This window comes from Corynebacterium sp. HMSC078H07, from assembly GCF_001812805.1.
Taxonomy (GTDB): Bacteria; Actinomycetota; Actinomycetes; order Mycobacteriales; family Mycobacteriaceae; genus Corynebacterium.
In genome coordinates this window covers 109,766-127,363 of sequence record NZ_KV810517.1, presented here as the reverse complement: position 1 = coordinate 127,363, position 17,598 = coordinate 109,766, and the positions used below count along the sequence as shown (strand labels likewise).

At 62.3% G+C, this 17,598-nt stretch carries 16 protein-coding genes; 10 read left to right on the top strand and 6 right to left on the bottom strand.

The genetic code is table 11. The annotated features are described in order from the left end of the window. The first annotated feature begins 1 nt into the window (after nucleotide 1). Complete coding sequence (locus HMPREF2875_RS11760; protein ID WP_070673381.1) at nucleotides 2-931, top strand: DUF5926 family protein; 930 nt, start codon at nucleotides 2-4, stop codon at nucleotides 929-931. 21 nt (nucleotides 932-952) lie between these two features. On the opposite strand, the gene HMPREF2875_RS11755 is transcribed toward HMPREF2875_RS11760, so the two are convergent. From HMPREF2875_RS11755 to HMPREF2875_RS11745, 3 genes are all read right to left on the bottom strand, one after another. Next, complete coding sequence (locus HMPREF2875_RS11755) at nucleotides 953-2,332, bottom strand: LCP family glycopolymer transferase (protein WP_083311931.1); 1,380 nt, start codon at nucleotides 2,330-2,332, stop codon at nucleotides 953-955. Nucleotides 2,333-2,407: 75 nt separating this feature from the next. Continuing rightward, on the bottom strand, nucleotides 2,408-3,103 hold the full coding sequence (locus HMPREF2875_RS11750; RefSeq protein ID WP_070673424.1) for a CPBP family intramembrane glutamic endopeptidase: 696 nt from the start codon (nucleotides 3,101-3,103) through the stop codon (nucleotides 2,408-2,410). Nucleotides 3,104-3,105: 2 nt separating this feature from the next. Continuing rightward, a complete protein-coding gene (locus HMPREF2875_RS11745; RefSeq protein ID WP_070673379.1) occupies nucleotides 3,106-4,251 on the bottom strand; it encodes an amidase in 1,146 nt (381 codons plus the stop codon). 33 nt (nucleotides 4,252-4,284) lie between these two features. Between HMPREF2875_RS11745 and pheA the strand changes: the two genes are divergently transcribed. Beyond that, nucleotides 4,285-5,193: a prephenate dehydratase gene (gene pheA / locus HMPREF2875_RS11740; protein ID WP_070673377.1), complete on the top strand. Its 909-nt coding sequence runs from the start codon at nucleotides 4,285-4,287 to the stop codon at nucleotides 5,191-5,193. Between the two features lie 10 nt (nucleotides 5,194-5,203). After that, nucleotides 5,204-5,851, top strand: a complete 648-nt coding sequence (locus HMPREF2875_RS11735) for a histidine phosphatase family protein (RefSeq protein WP_070673375.1) — start codon at nucleotides 5,204-5,206, stop codon at nucleotides 5,849-5,851. 34 nt (nucleotides 5,852-5,885) lie between these two features. Here HMPREF2875_RS11735 and HMPREF2875_RS11730 read toward each other — a convergent pair whose 3' ends face one another. From HMPREF2875_RS11730 to HMPREF2875_RS11720, 3 genes are read right to left on the bottom strand one after another with little or no spacing between them, the layout of a single operon-like run. Further along, entirely contained in the window at nucleotides 5,886-6,233 is a 348-nt protein-coding gene (locus tag HMPREF2875_RS11730) for a metallopeptidase family protein (protein ID WP_070673373.1), read from the bottom strand. Nucleotides 6,234-6,260: 27 nt separating this feature from the next. Further along, complete coding sequence (locus HMPREF2875_RS11725; RefSeq protein WP_070673371.1) at nucleotides 6,261-7,358, bottom strand: septum formation family protein; 1,098 nt, start codon at nucleotides 7,356-7,358, stop codon at nucleotides 6,261-6,263. A gap of 58 nt (nucleotides 7,359-7,416) precedes the next feature. After that, nucleotides 7,417-8,160, bottom strand: coding sequence for a GntR family transcriptional regulator (locus HMPREF2875_RS11720; protein WP_070673368.1), 744 nt, complete (start codon nucleotides 8,158-8,160; stop codon nucleotides 7,417-7,419). Between the two features lie 65 nt (nucleotides 8,161-8,225). On the opposite strand from HMPREF2875_RS11720, the gene serS reads away from it, so the two are divergent. The 7 genes from serS to HMPREF2875_RS11685 all read left to right on the top strand — a co-directional run. After that, the gene (gene serS / locus HMPREF2875_RS11715; RefSeq protein WP_070673366.1) at nucleotides 8,226-9,491 is read left to right on the top strand and encodes a serine--tRNA ligase; all 1,266 of its coding nucleotides are present in this window, start codon (nucleotides 8,226-8,228) and stop codon (nucleotides 9,489-9,491) included. A 94-nt stretch (nucleotides 9,492-9,585) separates the two neighbouring features. Further along, nucleotides 9,586-11,346 (top strand): lysophospholipid acyltransferase family protein, encoded by a 1,761-nt coding sequence (locus HMPREF2875_RS11710; RefSeq protein WP_070673364.1) that lies wholly within the window; start codon nucleotides 9,586-9,588, stop codon nucleotides 11,344-11,346. 349 nt (nucleotides 11,347-11,695) lie between these two features. Then, nucleotides 11,696-13,420 carry a glycerol-3-phosphate dehydrogenase/oxidase gene (locus HMPREF2875_RS11705; protein ID WP_070673362.1) on the top strand — a complete coding sequence of 575 codons (1,725 nt, stop codon included), beginning with the start codon at nucleotides 11,696-11,698 and terminating at the stop codon, nucleotides 13,418-13,420. Between the two features lie 75 nt (nucleotides 13,421-13,495). Beyond that, on the top strand, nucleotides 13,496-14,233 hold the full coding sequence (locus tag HMPREF2875_RS11700; RefSeq protein ID WP_070673360.1) for an MIP/aquaporin family protein: 738 nt from the start codon (nucleotides 13,496-13,498) through the stop codon (nucleotides 14,231-14,233). Between the two features lie 24 nt (nucleotides 14,234-14,257). Then, on the top strand, nucleotides 14,258-15,805 hold the full coding sequence (gene glpK, locus HMPREF2875_RS11695) for a glycerol kinase GlpK (protein WP_070673358.1): 1,548 nt from the start codon (nucleotides 14,258-14,260) through the stop codon (nucleotides 15,803-15,805). Between the two features lie 82 nt (nucleotides 15,806-15,887). Further along, the gene (locus HMPREF2875_RS11690; protein WP_210388198.1) at nucleotides 15,888-16,724 is read left to right on the top strand and encodes an HAD family hydrolase; all 837 of its coding nucleotides are present in this window, start codon (nucleotides 15,888-15,890) and stop codon (nucleotides 16,722-16,724) included. Between the two features lie 45 nt (nucleotides 16,725-16,769). After that, nucleotides 16,770-17,598, top strand: an 829-nt coding sequence (locus tag HMPREF2875_RS11685; protein WP_246817110.1) for an HNH endonuclease, incomplete at its 3' end; no start/stop codon positions are given.

Here is a 17,598-nt window from a genome sequence, read left to right as displayed (position 1 = left end):
TATGGCAAAGAAGAAAAAGAAGAACGAACAGCTGCCGGAGGGTATGTCCCGCCGCCAAGCTAAGCTCGCTGCCCGCGCCGCCGAGCGCGCTGCCCTGGAAAAGGATCCCCGCCCGTTTGGTGGTCTCGCCGCTGAGGCTAGCCTCGTTGCCCTGCAGGAATTCGTTCCTTCCGCAACGGCGAAGCTCTCCGTCAAGGGCTTTGACAAGGACGTCTACGTTGCGACCGTGCTGCCGGGTGCCTCTGCAGCACTCATTCGCGATGAAGAGTCTGGCGGAGATGCCTTCGTGGGCCTGCAGGTGCAGTCCCATACCCACAACCCGGGCCGCGACCTGGCCTTTGCCCTCAACTGGGTAAAGAACAACGCGCCGGGCTCCACCCTGGAGTCCACCGCTGCCGACGGATCCCAGCCGGAGCTGTCCGAGCTTCTCGACGAATCTGCTGACCTCGACATCACCGTCTACCAGGACTTCTCCTGGTGGATGCCGGAGGGTGCACAGGTCCCGCCGCACATGGCACAGGCTCTGCAGCGCGCCAATGATTCCGTCATCGAGTCCTACCAGGTAGGCCAGGACGCTGAGGGCCTCATCGGTACCGCCTTCTGGGCTAATGCCGGTGGCGGCAAGGCGCATATCCGCTGGGTCCGTCCGTGCGATGATGAGAATGCTTTCCTCAACGCTTTGTCCCGCGTTGCCGCACGCGGTGAGCTCAACCTGGGTGAAGGTACCAAGTTCGCTGGTGTCTTCCGTACCCACGGTCTTATTGCCCCGGTCTTCGACCTTGACCCGGACGTTGCGCACGACTCCTACGAGGCCGAGCTCTCCCGCGTGAACAAGGCTTTGGAGGAAGAAATCTCCAACGATGCCAACCTCAGCGCTGACGAGCGCAAGCAGCTGCAGAACATCAAGTCCCGTCAGGTGACCCTGCGCTAATTCCCTCAATCAGTTGACGCGCTAGCGCATAGAGTCCCATAGGGCCTGTGCGCCGGCGTCATCCCAAAGGACGACGTTGCCCACCACGGTGTCCTGGAAACCGCCAATCGGTACAGTCTCCGTCTCTACTCCAGAGGACATGGATAGCGCCACGCGTGCCAAGTGCCAGACGTGGTCCTTGCGGCCCACGATGAAGGAGTCCGCAGTGTGGTTGACCAAGGAGATGGCCTTGAAGGGATTCGCGATGGTCGCCGGGGAAGTTGTCTTTTCCAACAGGGCGGCGAAGAACTCGCGCTGTCGCTGCACGCGGTCAAGGTCACCCATCGCGGTAGCGCGGGTACGCACATAGCCCAAGGCATCCGGCCCGCGCAGTTTCTGGCAGCCGGCCTGCAAGTCAATACCGGCGAGCGGATCGTTGATAGGCTCCTGCACGCAGATTTCGACGCCGCCAACGGAATCCACCACGTTGGCAAGGCCGCCCATGCCGATCTCTGCATAGTGGTCGATGTGCAGGCCGGTGGACTGCTCCACGGTCTGAGCAAGCAGCTGAGGGCCGCCGTAGGTAAACGCGGAGTTGATCTTGTCCATGCCGAAGCCGGGGACGTCCACGTAGCTATCGCGCGGGATGGAGACAAGCTTGGCTTTGCCGGACTTCGGGATGTGCAGGAGCATGATGGTGTCCGTACGGCCCGCGCCCACGTCACCACCGGTGCCCAACTCTGCCTGCTGTTCCTCGGTGAGCCCCTGACGGGAGTCGGAGCCCACGAGTAGCCAGTTAGTGCCGGAAGTCGACGCCACCTGTTCCCCAGGCAGCGCATCGATGCGGGTCAAGCGACTATCCGTCCACAAGGTGAATACCACGGTGAAGACGAGCGCGATGGCAACGAGCCAGCCCGCGCAGCCGAAAACCTGCTTGAGGGGGTTGACCTTCTTGCGGCGGCTGTGCGGGCGGCCTTCAGCGCGACGACGAGAAACACGCCTAGGAGCATCTGGGTTATAGCTGCGCGGCGGCTGGCCAGTGCGGGGTTCGTACCGCTGCTGAGCAGTGCGGTCCGCGTAGGGGCGCGGTTGTTGGCGCGGCGGGTTCTGGGCCATGTAGGCATCGACGTCGAAACGAGTTTCCTCGCGGCGCGACGCTGCAGGGCGGCCGCGGTAGGGCTCAGCGGACCGCGCGCCGGGACGGCGTGCTTGGGAGGACTGGGGACGGCGGCGCACTGGGCGGCCATAGCGGTCACGCAGGGGCTGGCCATCGGCGCCGAGGACGTAATCGCCCAGCTCGGCATCGCTGGCATGGGCGCCAGCAGATTGAGCCGAGCTGCCGGAACCCGCGCGGCGGTAATCGCCGGGGGATTCGCCCGCGCGGCGCGCCTCGCGCTCTGGATCGCGTCCTTGATAGGTCATGGGGAACACTGTACCGCCTAATCACTCCTGCCCCAGAGTTCACAGGGCGTGCGCGGAGCCTTTTCCAGCTACTTTTTAAGCGCCAAAGAGGGCGGCGTAACCGACGAACGCGACAGCGTCGATAAGAAAGTGCGCGATGACCAGCGGCCATACCCGTCCAGTGCGGTGAAAATACCAGCCATAGAGCAGCCCCATGACGATGTTGCCACACCCAGCCGAGACTCCTTGGTAGAGGTGATAGGAGCCGCGAAGCAGGGACGTCGCCGCTAGCGAGGCAGGAAGAGCCCAGCCGCATTGCTTGAGCCTGGTCATGAGCCAATAGACCACGACGAGCTCCTCCGCCCAGGCGTTGGCGAAGGACTTGAGCAGCAAGACGGGGATTTCAATCCAGGTATCAAAAGCACCCGGAATGACTTCTTTGGTCCAACCCCAGTGCAGTGCTGCGTAGTAAAGCACCAGCCCCGGCAGGCCAATGACAGCGGCTAATGCCGCGCCATGGAGGCCATCGCGCCAACGGGGCCGAGGCGGCCACGCAAGGAGATAGAGCACGAGCGCGCCCCACGCCACCAAGATGGCGGTGCTACACAGCTGGAAGGCGAGGTCGAGCAGCGTCGTCGTGGACTGCGAAGAGTTGATGGTGACGGATTGCTCGTTGAGCGGGGCAGGGTTGAGGAGGGAATCCGTGAGCCGAAGGACGGCGCGTACCCCGGAGATACCAAACGTGATGGTGAGAACGATGAGAATTTCTGCCCGGAGGCGAGAGCGCGTCATGGTCATGAGTGGAGCACCTGGGCTAGGCCGAGAAGGGAGGCGTCGTCCAGCGTGATGCCACCTAAGTGAACGCCGACCGGCGGGTGGTTGGGCACCGGCCACGGCACGGAGATCGCCGGAAGCTTGGCCACATTGAATAGCGAGCCCCACGGCGACCAGCGGGTTTGCTCGTCGAAATTCTCCTGATGGTCGCGGGCAAGGAAGTGCCCACGACGCGGTGGATCGAAGGCCAGCGTGGGGGAGAGGACGGCATCTACCTGCCAGAACTTCCGGAGAACGCCAGGCAGAACGATGGCGTGACCACGCGCGAGCAAGAGTTCCATCTCCGTGACACGGCGGCCCTGGGTGCGAATCCACTCGGCGTAGCCTTCAGCGAACTCCAGATCCGCCAGACGGTGGGTAAAGATGTGCTGGAAGGCCTCAAATGTTGCGGCTGCCTGCGGGTAAGGCGAGATGGCGACGGTCTCGAAACCGGCGCCCTCCAACCGGGCAGTGGCTTCGCTAACGGCGCGGAGCATGTGCGGAGCCACCTCTACCTCAGCGAAAAGAGGATCAGTGAGCACTCCGACGCGGGCGCGCGGTGTGCGCGGTGTTAGCCCATGGAGGGTAGCGCTATCAGCCACGGAGCGGGTAATAAAACCAGGCACGGAGAGGTCCTCGCCCGCAGGTTTGAAGCCCACGACGCCGCAGGCAGCAGCTGGAACGCGGATAGAACCACCTCCATCGGAGGCATGGGCCGCGCGCAGCAAACCTCGTGCTACCTGCACGGCCGCACCACCGGAGGAACCGCCCGGCGTATGGCCTGGGTAAAGCGGATTATCCGGATGAGGAAGGCCCACGGGTTCCGTATCGACGCGCAAGCCCAGTTCGGGGGCGGCGGATTTGCCGATGATGACCGCGCCGGCGTCGATAAGCTCCTGCAGGAAGGGATCTGTCTCTTCGGCGAGGTAGGTGCGCTCAGCGTGGCCATGGGTAGTGGGCATACCGGCGACGTCATTGAGATCCTTGGCAGAGAGAATCCACCCGCTCAAGCGCCCGTGGCGCTGCGGCCGGCGCTCCAGATCGATGTGCGTGAAACCGTGCTCCTCGGGGCTTAGGCCCGCAAGATCCTCGCGCAGCTTCTCCAGGGTGAACTCGCTAACGTCCATGGCGGCCCAGTCTAGTGGGCTAAGGTTGCCTGCATGAGCACCACCATCGCATTCTTGGGACCGGCCGGAACGTTTACGGAGGCGGCAATGCAACGTTTCGCCGAAGATCTGGGTGAAACGACGCCCCTTCCCGTTGGCTCGCCGAAGGAAGCGCTGGCCGCGGTGCGTTCAGGCGACGCCGATTATGCCTGCGTGGCCATTGAAAATTCCGTGGACGGGCCAGTTACGGCCACGTTCGATGCGCTGGCTGATGGTTCCCCGGTCCAGATTTACCGCGAAGTGGACCTGCCGGTGTCCTTCTCCATACTGACTCGGGGCAAGAGCGCCAAGGAGATCACAACCTTCTCGACTCATCCGGTGGGCTACCAGCAAGTTCGCGGCTGGCTGGAGGAGAACCTGCCGGGCGTGGAGTATGTCCCGGCGGCGTCGAATGGCGCGGCTGCCCAGGCTGTGGCGCGCGGCGAGGTGGACGCAGCAGCAGCCCCTGCTCGCGCCGGGGAGGTATTTGAGCTGGATGCACTAGCGGACAACATCGCCGACGTCGAGGGCGCCACCACTCGTTTCGTCCTAGTGGGTCCCACCGGCAAGCCCACCGCGCGTACCGGCCACGACCGCACGTCCGTCATCTTTACCTTGCCCAACGAACCCGGCTCACTCGTGGGCGCCTTGCAGGAGTTTGCGCACCGCGGCGTGGACCTCACCCGCATCGAATCGCGCCCGCTGCGCACCGTCTTTGGCAACTACCGCTTCCACGCGGATCTCATCGGGCACATTGATGACCAGCCGGTGGCCGAGGCCCTGCGGGCGCTGTGGCTGCGCGCAGAAGAGGTGGTCTTCGTTGGCTCCTGGCCTTCCGCTGCAGCAACGCCGAAGGCCCAGCTGGATCTGGCTCGGTTGAACCAGGCTGATGAATGGGTAGCGAAGGTACGCACCGGGCAATAATGTGTGAAGCATGACCGGAAGAATCATTCTCCTGCGCCACGGCCAGACCTTTTCCAATATTGACCGCATCATGGATACTCGCCCGCCGGGCGCCGAGCTGACCGAGCGCGGCCGCGGTCAGGCAGAGGACGTGGGCCGAGAGTTGGCCGAGCTGTGTGAAGGCCGCCGCGTACGCTTCGTCTGCTCCATTGCGCTGCGTGCCCAGCAGACGGCCATGCTGGCATCCAAGGCCTATGCCGAGGCTGCCGATGAGCGCAACGTCCCCGTCGAGGTCCGCGTAGGTCTGCACGAGGTCTTCGCCGGTGAACATGAGATGAGCGGTAGCGAGGATACCCACCGTGAATACATGGTGGCCCTGCGCGGCTGGGTTGATGGTGATCCGGAAGCCCGCATGCCAGGCGGTGAGAGCTACACGGACGTGCTGGAGCGCTACCAGCCGGTGTTGGAGGACATTGCCGCGGAGATTGGCGACGACGAAGATGTCATCGTCGTCAGCCACGGCGCGGCAATCCGCGTAGTCACGACCCATGCCTGCGGCGTGGACCCGGACTTTGCCTATACCGGCTACATGCCGAATTGCCGCTTTACCCTCATGGAACCGCGCGGCCAGTCCTTCGGCCAGTGGACACTGAAGCGCTGGGCCGATACCGACGTCTAATTCGGGAAAGCCCCCGTAGGTGTCCCGGGGGCACCTACCCCCAGCCCAGCTCGTGGAGGCGGTCTTCTTCGAAGCCAAAGTAGTGGCCTACCTCGTGGAAGACGGTCACCATGACCTCGTGCGCTAGCTCTTCCTCTGAGTTGCAGATGGACTGCAGCGGCTTGCGGTAGATAGAGATGGCATCCGGCAGATAGCCGGTGTGTGAGGCGGTGCGTTCCGTCAGCATGACTCCCTCGTAGAGGCCCAGCAGGTGGGGATTTTCTGGATTCTGGTCCTCGACGAGGATGACGACGTTGCGCATCTGCTCCACGAACCTGTCCGGAATTTTGTCCAGGGCTTCGCCGACGAGTTCTTCAAAGCGCTCCTCGCTGACCTCATACATTGCTGTTCCTCTTTGTGGTTCGGGCGCCTACTGTGCTGGCGCGGCAGCCGGGTCTTCGGTAGGAGCGGCAGGGGTCTCGCCACCGCCTTGCTCATTCGGATCGCGCAGAGGGTTGCGCTTGGGTTGCTCGGTAGGCGGGGCGCCATCGATCATCAGACCATCACGCCCGTCCTTGGCCGAGCCCGTCACGGTGGAGAAGAAACCACGGTTGACGTGGATCAAGGAGCAGTTCACCGAACGTGATCCGCCTTCCCAGGATTCGCGCGATAGGGCATCCCAGAAGGGCTGCAGAGTGGACTGGTAAAGATTCTCCTCGCCGTCGAGGTAATCCATGGCGTCCTGGGTACAGGTCTCCGAAAGGTGCTTGTCCAGTTCCTCATCGCTGGGGTAGCCGTCGGGGAAACGCTCCGCCAGGTTAATGACGGAGACGGTCTCCATCTGGTGCGGCTCAGTACACGGCACGGTGCTGACCACCTGTGATTCATCGACCTTGCGGCATTCGCCTGGCTTGGCGACGACCGCCTGGTCCACCTCCGCCACCTTTCCCGTGGACTCTTGCGGGACACCCGCGGCGTCTGTGGTTTGTAGGCCGCACAGTAGGGTGCGGTCACCCTTCTCCCACGAGGCTGCTGGCGGCAGGATGGAGGCGATGTCGTAGCGCCCTTGGGGGTCCCACTTGCCGTTGAGGTAGCTCACCGTCGGTGCCTCACAGAGCTCATCGCGCAGAGCATTCTGGCGGGTAATGTCTGGGCGCTCGGCATTGCGGCCGAACTCACTGGTGGGGTAGGCACTCAAGTCCTCGCGCGCGGAGATTTCAAAGCGGTGCGGCTTATCGCAGCTGGTCTGCTCGAATCCGGTGACGGTGCCATCTGGCGCAATATCCCACGTCACGCATGCCCCCGCGGAGGCGGAGGTGAAGGATGCTGCTGCTGCGTCCGGGGCAGAGGGGTCGGCGGCTTGGCTACCGTCGACGCTGGGGGCGGTGGACTCGCCCGCGGCCGTGTCGCTGCTGGAAGAATCGCCGCTGAACACACCGTAGGCAGCCATGAAGGCGGCCGCGGCCAAGGCGGCAACGAGGACGACGCGGATGGAGGAGGCGGAGCGCCAGGCAGAAGTAGTGCTCATAGAACTCCTTATAGTACCCCCTCAGCCTGAGCGGCTCCTAGGCGCTTCCCCCCATGACCTACCGTGATGGTTCCTGAGAAGCTCGGGCGACGCGGGAGGTCAGCCGGTAGCGGTCAGTGCGGTAGACCGAGGAACACCATTCCACTGGTCGGTCCCCAGAACGGGCGAAACGGGTGATGTGGAGGAGGGGGGTTCCTGGGGGGACGTCGAGAAGCGCGGCAATCTCTTCATCCGCCGCCACCGCCGTTACCGTTTGTTCGGCCTCTGTAATGGGAACATCAAACGTTGAGTCCAAAATGGCATAGACGGACTTGTAAATGTCATTTTCCAGCAGCGTCGGCGCGAAGGTGGAGTTGTACCAGCCGTCATCGATGGAATAGGGCTCGCCATCGCCCAAGCGCAGGCGGCGCAAGTGGGTATGGGCCACGGTGGGAGCGGTATTAAAGAATTCGCACACCTCGTCCGGCGCGGTGCTGCGCTCACCGAGCAGGATCTTGGATGACGCCGTGACCTTCTGGATCCCCATCTCATCGGAGAATGACGCTAGATGCAGGCGGCTCACCAGCGGGTTCGGTGCAACGAACGTGCCTTTGCCACGCACGCGGCGCAGGCGGCCCTCCGCAACCAAGTCCCCGATGGCGCGGCGCACCGTGATGCGGGAAACGCCGTAGGTTTCTTCCAGAATGCGCTCGCCAGGCAGGATATCGCCAGGCTTGAGTGTGGTGCGGCAGAGCTCCGAGAGGATATCCCGCAGCTGCGCGTGCTTAGGCACGGGGCCGTCGGTGATGATGTGGGGCGCCATAACACTATGATAGGCCGCTGGTTATTACCACCGCAAAGGGTAGTGCATGCGCTAGACTATAAGGCGTGATTGATCTCAAGTTTCTTCGCGAAAACCCCGATGTAGTCCGCGCTTCCCAGGTTAACCGTGGGGAGGATCCCGAGTTGGTGGACCAGCTGCTTGCCGCCGATGAGCAGCGCCGCGCGGCGATTGTGAAGGCGGACCAGCTGCGTTCTGAGCAGAACGCTTTTGGCAAGAAGATTGGCCAAGCCTCTCCGGAGGAGCGCCCGGCACTTCTGGAGGGCTCGAATGAGCTCAAGGAGAAGGTGAAGGCAGCGAGCGAGGAAGCGGCTGCCGCTGAGGCCAAGGTGGAGGAGCTGCAGTACCAGCTCTCCAACGTGGTCGAAGGCGCGCCGGCCGGCGGCGAAGATGACTTCGTGCTGATTGAGGAAGTAGGCGAGAAGCCGGAGTTCGACTTCGAGCCGAAGGATCACCTGGAGTTGGGTGAGACGCTGGGGCTTATCGACGTCAAACGGGGCGCCAAGGTTGGCGGTGCCCGCTTCTACTACCTCACTGGTGATGGTGCCTTCTTGCAGCTCGGCATGCTCATGTTGGCCGCGCAGAAGGCCCGTGAGGCTGGCTTTAAGCTCATGATCCCGCCGGTGCTCGTGCGTCCGGACGTCATGCAGGGCACGGGCTTTTTGGGTCAGCACTCGGATGAGGTTTACTACCTCCAGGAGGATGACCTTTACCTCGTTGGCACCTCTGAGGTGGCTCTGGCCGGCTACCACAAGGACGAGATTATTGATCTCTCCAACGGCCCGATTCAGTACGCTGGCTGGTCCTCCTGCTTCCGCCGCGAGGCCGGTTCGCACGGCAAGGACACCCGCGGCATTCTGCGTGTGCACCAGTTCGACAAGCTGGAGATGTTCATCTACTGCAAGCCGGAAGACGCCGAAGAGATGCACCAGAAGCTGCTCGCGATGGAGAAGGACATGCTGGCCGCTATGGAGCTGCCGTACCGCACCATCGATATCGCCGGTGGTGACCTGGGATCCTCCGCTGCCCGTAAGTTCGACAACGAGGCATGGGTTCCTACTCAGGAGACCTACCGCGAGCTGACCTCGACCTCGAACTGCACGACCTTCCAAGCTCGCCGCCTCTCCACTCGCTACCGTGATGAGAACGGCAAGACGCAGTACGCCGCTACCCTCAACGGCACCCTCGCTACTACTCGCTGGCTCGTGGCCATCTTGGAAAACCACCAGCAGGCGGACGGTTCTGTCGTGGTTCCAGAAGCTCTTCGTCCTTTCGTGGGCAAGGATGTGCTTTACCCCGTAAACTCCCAGTAGATCGCTGCGCGCGGGGTTTCACCCGCGTCGCCCTCCCTTGTCCCTCCTCGCCGCCTCCTTCAGGCGGCGAGGTTTCTTACCTGTTTGGAGCACCATGAGCGCTGTGACCAATTTTGTCTACCGGCAGATCACACACGTAGGCCGTGGGGTCACCGTGGCCCAAGGTTTGAAGATGCGCCTGTCGGGCGTGGAGAACATTCCGGATGAGGGCGGCGCGGTCATCGTGTGCAATCACACGGGCTATATGGACTTCCTTTTCGGTGCGTACTTGGCGTACCAGAAGAAGCGCCTTGTGCGTTACCTGGCCAAGGCCTCGGTGTTCAAGGCTCCGGTGGTGGGTCGCCTCTTCGAAGTGATGGGGCACGTTCCGGTGGATCGCATTGATGGTGGGGCGTCGATTGTGAAGGGCACCGAGTTGGCCAAGAGCGGCGAGCTAGTCGGCGTCTTTGCGGAGGGTACCATTTCCCGCAGTTTCGAAATTCGGTCCATGCGCAATGGTGCTGCGCGTATTGCCCACGCTGCAGGTGTGCCCATTATCCCGCAGATTGTGTTTGGCTCCCAGCGCCTCTGGACCAAGGGGCAGAAGAAGCACTTGGGCCGCACAAATACTCCGATCCTCATCACGGCGCTGGAGCCCTACTACACCACTGGTGACCCCGATGCCGATATCGCGGAAGTACGTCGCCGCATGCAGGAGGCGCTTGAGGGGCTGTGGGAGCAGTATGAGTCCGAGTTCGGGCCAATGCCTGCGGGTGAGTATTGGGTACCTGCGCGTAAAGGTGGTGGTGCGCCGACCCTGGAGGAAGCTGAGGCTCAGGACGCCGTGGTAGAGGATGAGCGCTACCGCGTGCGTCGTTTGCGCGATGACCTAACCCACCTCAAGGACCATGTCTCTGCCGCCACCATTGAGCTGGTGCGCGACCGGATGACGCTCAAAAAGACTGCCGCGCCGGAGGATGACGCAGTGCTTGCCGACGTCCCCTCTGACGCCACCCCCGACAACACCACAGACAGTAACGCCGATAGCACCACCGAGAGCACAACTGCCGACCAAGCCAAGGAGCGTCCCCGCACAGCGCCGGAGACCCTGGAGTGGATCAAAGAGAACCTCAACTCCGTGGTGGAAGAGGCGACCCGTGGCCTCGAGGAGGGTCGTGACAAGGTGACAGAGGTTATGGCGCAGCTTAAGTCGGACGTCGCCGAGGCGCAGGCCTCGATGACGGCGAGCGGTAAAGAGATTTTTGCCGGGTCTGTTGTGGAACAGGGCCTGCTCACGGCGGCCACGCAGTCTCGTCTCATCGTTTCCCGTCTGCCGCACCGCGTTAAGGCGGAGTACTCTGCTGTGCCGCGCATTGTCGTGGCGGATCAGAGTGCGATGAGCATGGAGGGCGGCGAGGTGTCCAAGCGTCTCCAGGAGGCGTTGGCGCAGGTGCACCCGCAGGTAGAGGAGCTGGTGATTATCTCGCAGCAGGGCACAGTGCTGGATGCTGCTGCCGTGGAGGACATTCCGCAGAACGTGTGGCGTATAGCTTGTGCCGAAGGTGCTGAAGGCGTGCAGTTTAACGACGCCCCCGGTGGCCCCGTCGCGACCGCCTCCTCCCCGGCCGAGGGGCTCGCCGCGGTGGTGAAGAAGATTGGAGCCGAACCAAAGGACCTCCTCCTCTTCGCAAATGAACCCGGTGATGAGACGTTTGCCGAAGGTGACGAGGATGTTGCCGTGCATATGGTGGCCCTAGAGACCGCCCCCATCGAGGTGGTTAAGGCCGCCCAGGCTGTGACGTATTCCGCGGAGCGCTTCGGCATGGCGGAAGTGCTGGAGGCGATGGCCCGCCTACAAAAGTCGAAGAAGAAATAGGTCGCTACATCTCCCACTTTTGGGAGATTCCCCATGCCTCTTTGCTGCCCCCTGATGGGGGTAGTGTTCTTTTTGTGCACCTACTGAGTGGTGCGAAAAAGTCCTGCTTACCCCTCCGGAACTTACGTGTGAGTAGCGTCTCCGGAATGAAAAAGGCGTGATCTATAGCATGGAACTTGGGAGATAACTTCTTCTTCATCTCAGCCGCACAGCAATGACCGTGGTGGACAATGCCGAGGCATCGTTGCTCGCGCGGTGGGTGAGCACATTTGCTTGAGCTGCGCCTTTGTCATGTGAACAAATCTTTTCCGCGCAGTGGTAAGCAGCGAGAGAGGAGATTCGGTCAATCATGACCACGACGAGTAACCACAGCTTTAACCCCGAGTATTTTGAACAGACCTGGAACGACTACTCCACTGAGGACTACGACGTCGTCATTATCGGCGGCGGCTCCGTAGGTGCTGGCGCTGCGGTGGATGCAGCCACCCGCGGTTTGAAGACGGCCGTGCTGGAATCCCAAGACTTTGCGGCAGGAACGTCCTCGCGTTCCTCCAAGATGTTCCACGGTGGACTGCGCTACCTCGCCATGTTTGACTTCCGCCTCGTTGCGGAGTCGCTTAAGGAGCGCGAGCTCAACATGTCGACCCTGGCCCCGCACCTGGTCAAGCCGCTGAAGTTCATCTTCCCCCTGACCCACCGCGGTTGGGAGCGCGTCATGATGTTCGGCGGCTTTACTCTTTATGACCTGATGGGTGGCGCCAAGAGCGTTCCGATGCAGAAGCACCTCACTCGTAAGGGTGTGCTCAAGGTGACCCCGGGCCTCAAGGAGGATGCCGTTGTTGGTGGCGTGCGCTACTACGACACGCTTGTCGACGACGCCCGCCACACCATGACCGTCCTGCGTACCGCCGCTGAATACGGCGCGAGCGTGCGCACCGGTACCGAGGTCATTGGTTTCGAGAAGGACAACCGCGGACGCATCACCGCCGCGAAGGTCCGTGACCTCGAGACCGGCCGCGAAACCACCGTCAAGGGCAAGGTTTTCATCAACGCCACGGGTGTCTGGAACGACAAGATTCAGGAGATGGCCGGCGCGGAGGGCAAGTTTACGGTTCATGCCTCCAAGGGCGTGCACATCGTTGTCCCGAAGGACGCCCTCGATGCCGACGCCGCTCTGTGCTTCGTCACCGAAAAGTCCGTGCTCTTCGTCATCCCGTGGGGCGAGTACTGGATCATCGGTACTACTGATACTGACTGGGAAAAGGGCCTGTCCCTGCCGGACCCGGCCCCGACCAAGGCAGATATCGACTACATCCTGGACCAGGTCAACCAGCGCGTGCGCAACAAGATCGCCCGTGAGGACATCGTCGGTGTCTACTCTGGTCTGCGCCCGCTGCTGTCCGGTAAGTCCGACTCCACCACCAACCTCTCCCGCAACCACGCCGTTGCCCGCGTAGCCCCGGGCCTCGTCTCCGTTGCTGGTGGTAAGTACACGACCTACCGCGTTATCGGTAAGGACGCAGTGGACCTGGCCGCTAAGGAACTCGGCTTTAAGGCGGCGGAGTCCGTCACCGAGCGCACCCCAATCTTGGGCGCAGACGGCTACCACGCCCTAGCCAACCAGGTTCCGGCGCTCGCTCGCCGCTACAACCTCAGCGAGGATCGCATCGAGCATCTGCTCGGTCGTTACGGTTCCCTCATCAGTGAGGTTCTAGCTCCTGCCGCCGAGGATGCCTCCCTCCTTGAGCCGGTTCCGGGCGCGGAGAGCTACATCTGGGCTGAGGTTCGCTACGCCGTCACCCACGAGGGCGCTCTCCATATTGACGACATCGTGTCCCGTCGCCTGCGCGTGGCCATCGAGTTCGCCGACCGAGGCGTCGCCGCTGCTCAGCCTGTTGCTGAGTTCGTCGCACCGCTGCTGGGTTGGGACCAGAGTGACATCGAGCGCGAGGTTTCCCACTTCAAGCAGCACACCGAGGCGGAACTTGCCGCCGAGGCTGCCCTCACCGACCGTGAGGCAAATGACATTCTCGAGCGCGCTGGCAGCGCACGAGCCACTAAGGAAGAAGCCTAAGCGTCACGGGCCCAGCGAGGACGTTTGCTGTCTCTCGCTGGGCCTTTGGCCTAGGTAAAAGAGAAAGGACAACAAATGACCGGAATGGATGCATTCCTGTGGGAGTTCATCGGCACTGCGCTGCTGCTCCTGCTGGGTAACGGCGTGTGCGCCGTAGTGAACCTGCGCACCTCAGGCGCGCGTGGATCTGATTGGATTGTGATCGCGCTGGGCTGGGGCATGGCAGTTTTCGTGGGCGCCAGCGTTGCGGACCCATCTGGTGGGCACCTTAACCCCGCGGTCACCATCATGCTGGCGGTGAACGGTTCCCTTGAATGGAGCCTGGTGCCTTATTACCTCCTGGGCCAGATTCTGGGCGCGATGGTCGGTGCATTCCTTGCCTGGGCCGCATTCAAGCAGCTTTTCGACGCCAACAATGTCGACGAAGCCGGCAACTCCACCGGCGCCAACGCCTCGACCGGCGGCATCTTCTTCACCAACCCAGCGCATCCGAACAATGGGTGGAACGCGGTCACCGAGTTCATCGCTACCTGCGTGCTCCTCATGTTCATCGCCTTCGGCCCCACCGGCGGCGAGCTAGGCCCGCTGAGCTACTTCGGTGTCGCCTTCGTCGTCGTCGCCGTGGGCCTCTCGCTGGGCACCCCCACCGGCTACGCCATCAACCCGGTCCGTGACTTGGGCCCGCGCCTGATGTACGCCTTCGTCCTGCCCATCAAGGACAAGGGCACCGCCAACTGGAGCTACGCCTGGGTCCCGGTCGTCGCGCCCCTGCTGGCAGCAGTGGCAGTTGGCCTGTTGTCCATGGCCCTGTAAAACCACCCCGACAAGGAGAAAACAATGTCAACCAAGAGCTACGTTGCAGCGATTGACCAGGGCACCACGTCCACGCGCTGCATCATCTTCGACCACGACGGCGAACAGGTGGCTGTCGGCCAGTTCGAGCACGAGCAGATCTTCCCAGAGAAGGGCTGGGTTGAGCACGATCCGGAGGAGATCTGGAGCAACACCCGCCGCGCCGTCGGTGAGGCCCTGGCGAACGCCGACATCAACGTCGAAGACATCGCTGCTTTGGGTATCACCAACCAGCGTGAGACCACCGTGGTGTGGGACAAGAAGACCGGTAAGCCGGTCTACAACGCCATCGTGTGGCAGGACACCCGCACCACCGAAATCTGTAAGGAACTGGCTGGCGACGAAGGCGCGGACAAGTGGCGCCGCCGCACTGGTCTGATCATCAACTCCTACCCGGCTGGCCCGAAGGTGAAGTGGATCCTCGATAACGTCGAGGGCGCTCGCGAGCGCGCTGAGGCCGGCGAGCTTCTCTTCGGCACCATCGATACCTGGCTGCTGTGGAACCTCACCGGCGGTGCCGACGGCGACAATGGCCAAGAAGCCCTCCACGCCACCGACGTCACCAACGCTTCCCGTACGCTGCTCATGGACATTGAGAAGCTCGAGTGGGATGAGGATTTGTGCAAGGAGATGGGTATTCCTACCTCCATGCTTCCGGAGATTCGTCCCTCCCTCGGTGACTTCCGCACCGTCCGTGAGCGCGGCTCCCTGTCTGGCGTGCCGATTCGCGCCATCCTTGGTGACCAGCAGGCCGCCATGTTCGGTCAGGGCTGCTTCCGCCCGGGTTCTGCGAAGAACACCTACGGCACCGGCTTGTTCCTCCTCCTCAATACCGGTACCACCCCGAAGTTCTCCGACAACGGCTTGCTCACCACCGTGTGCTTCCAGCGCGAGGGCGAGCGTCCGGTCTACGCGCTCGAGGGCTCCGTGTCCATGGGTGGTTCCCTGGTGCAGTGGCTGCGCGATAACCTGCAACTCATCCCGAACTCCGCGTCCATCGAGAACCTGGCCCGCGAGGTCAAGGACAACGGCGGCGTCTACATCGTGCCGGCCTTCTCTGGCCTCTTCGCTCCGTACTGGCGCCCGGATGCCCGTGGTGTCATCGTGGGCTTGACCCGCTACGCCAACCGCAAGCACCTAGCCCGCGCGGTCCTGGAATCCACCGCGTACCAGACCCGTGACGTCGCGGACGCCATGGTTGCTGATTCCGGCGTGGAGATCACCGAGCTGCGTGTTGACGGCGGCATGACCATGAATGAGCTGCTCATGCAGTTCCAGGCTGACATGCTCGGCGTGGAGGTTCACCGCCCGAAGAACGTGGAGACCACCGCCACCGGTGCGGCCTTCGCCGCCGGCCTGGACTCCGGCTTCTGGGATGACCTCAGCGTACTGGGCTCCCAGCAGGGCGACTTCAAGGTCTGGAAGCCGCAGCGCGAGAAGGAGGAGGTCGACGCTCTCTATCGCGACTGGAAGCGCGCCATCAAGCGTTCCCTCAACTGGGAAGACACCGACGATGATGACGTTATCGCCTAAGCTTTAGCGCCTTTCCTGCGGCCGTGACAACGTGTGTCGCGGCCGCATTCGCGTTCTAGGCCCCTGACGTAGACTCATGGTTATGACTTTCCCGGAGCACGCCCCGCGCCTCATCGTGAGCGATATCGACGGAACCTTGTTGGACCGCAATCACCGCGTGCCTAAGCGCAATCGGGAGGTCATTGCCCGGGCTGTCAATGCCGGAGCCGAGTTCGCTTTGGCCACGGGTCGACCCTTCCGTTGGATCATGCCGGTACTGGAGCAACTTACGGTACGTCCGGTGTGCGTGACGTCGAATGGCGCGGTGATTTATGATTCCGCTGAGGACCGCGTCCTCTCCGCCCACGAGTTATCCCCGGAGGCTTTGGCCGAAACTGTCGACGTTGCCACCCGAGCCCTCCAGCCCCTAGGGGGCGCGGGTTTCGGCGCGGAGCGCGCTGGCGGCTCGCTGCTGGATCCAGTGGAGGAGCTCTTCGTGGTGGAGTCGCACTATTCGGAGAACGCGATGTTTGAAGGTTTTGGCCTGGTGAGCGTGGGGGAGTTGGTGTCGAAGCCAGCCGTGAAGCTGCTGATTCGCAATACTGATTATTCGGCCCCGGAGCTCTATGAGTTGGTCGCCCCGCACATCGATCCGGAGCTTGCCCACGTCACGTACTCGATGTCGGAGGGTGTGCTCGAGGTCGCTGCGCCGAACGTGACGAAGCGCCGCGGTGTCCAGTGGTTGGCGGAGCATCACGCTATTGCTCGCCAGGACATCATCGCCTTTGGCGATATGCCCAATGACCTCGAAATGCTGGAGTGGGTCGGCTTCGGCGTTGCGATGGAAAACGCACACCCCGCGCTTGTCGACGTCTCCGATGCCACCACCCTTCCCCATCACCAGGCCGGCGTGGCCAAGGTGCTTGAGCACTGGTTCTAATCTTCGGGTTGCGGGGTTTCCTGGGGTGTTTTAGTGTTCTGGGTCATGGGGGATTTAGAGACCTATTTCTCCTACCGCAACTCGGGGATCACGTTGGTGGAGCAAGCGGTAGGAGGCGAGAAACGTTTACGCGCACTCGGCGCTTCGCTAGCTGATGCCACCGAACTGGCACGCCTGAACCACATTTACTTCGGTGCCACGAAATTCACGGGTAAACAACGACAAGCTCGCGCCCGAGCTGCCGAACAACGCCACGATCTGGCCACGCTCAGCCTCATTGAGTCCTACACCAAGAAGCTGAAAAATCAGCTGCATGCCTGGAACCTGAGGGTCAAGCTTGCCGGCACCCCAGCACCAAACATCCCAGCCGTGGCAGCCAAGCGCTTAAAAGAACTCAAGCCTAAACGTGTGCCGAAACCTGGGGTGCGCATGACTTATCGTGCTGATGGTCCGCATTCACTCACGATTACCGATGACCCCATGACCGTCACCGAGATGCGCGGCGTTCTAGAATCTCTCAACCAGAACAATCTGTTGGAGGCAACCAAACAGGTCTTCCTCAACAAGTCCCACGGCGGAACCAAACCCGCCGTATTCACCAGCGTGGTTGTCACCTTGGATAAGCTCGACAAGATTGTCTCCGGCGACGGGGATGACATCATCCTCGAGCTCACCAATGGTGGGCGTATGACCGGCACGCAGTTTTTGAACTATAAGTTTGCTGAGATCGGCTACGTCACCCTCATCCACCCCACGATTGGGCCGGTATGGCTGCACCGCATGAAACGCCTTGCCGGGTTTGAGCAGCGCATCATGGCCAGTGCCGAGCACCCCACCTGTGCCAGGAAAGGTTGTAATAAACCGGCTGATTATG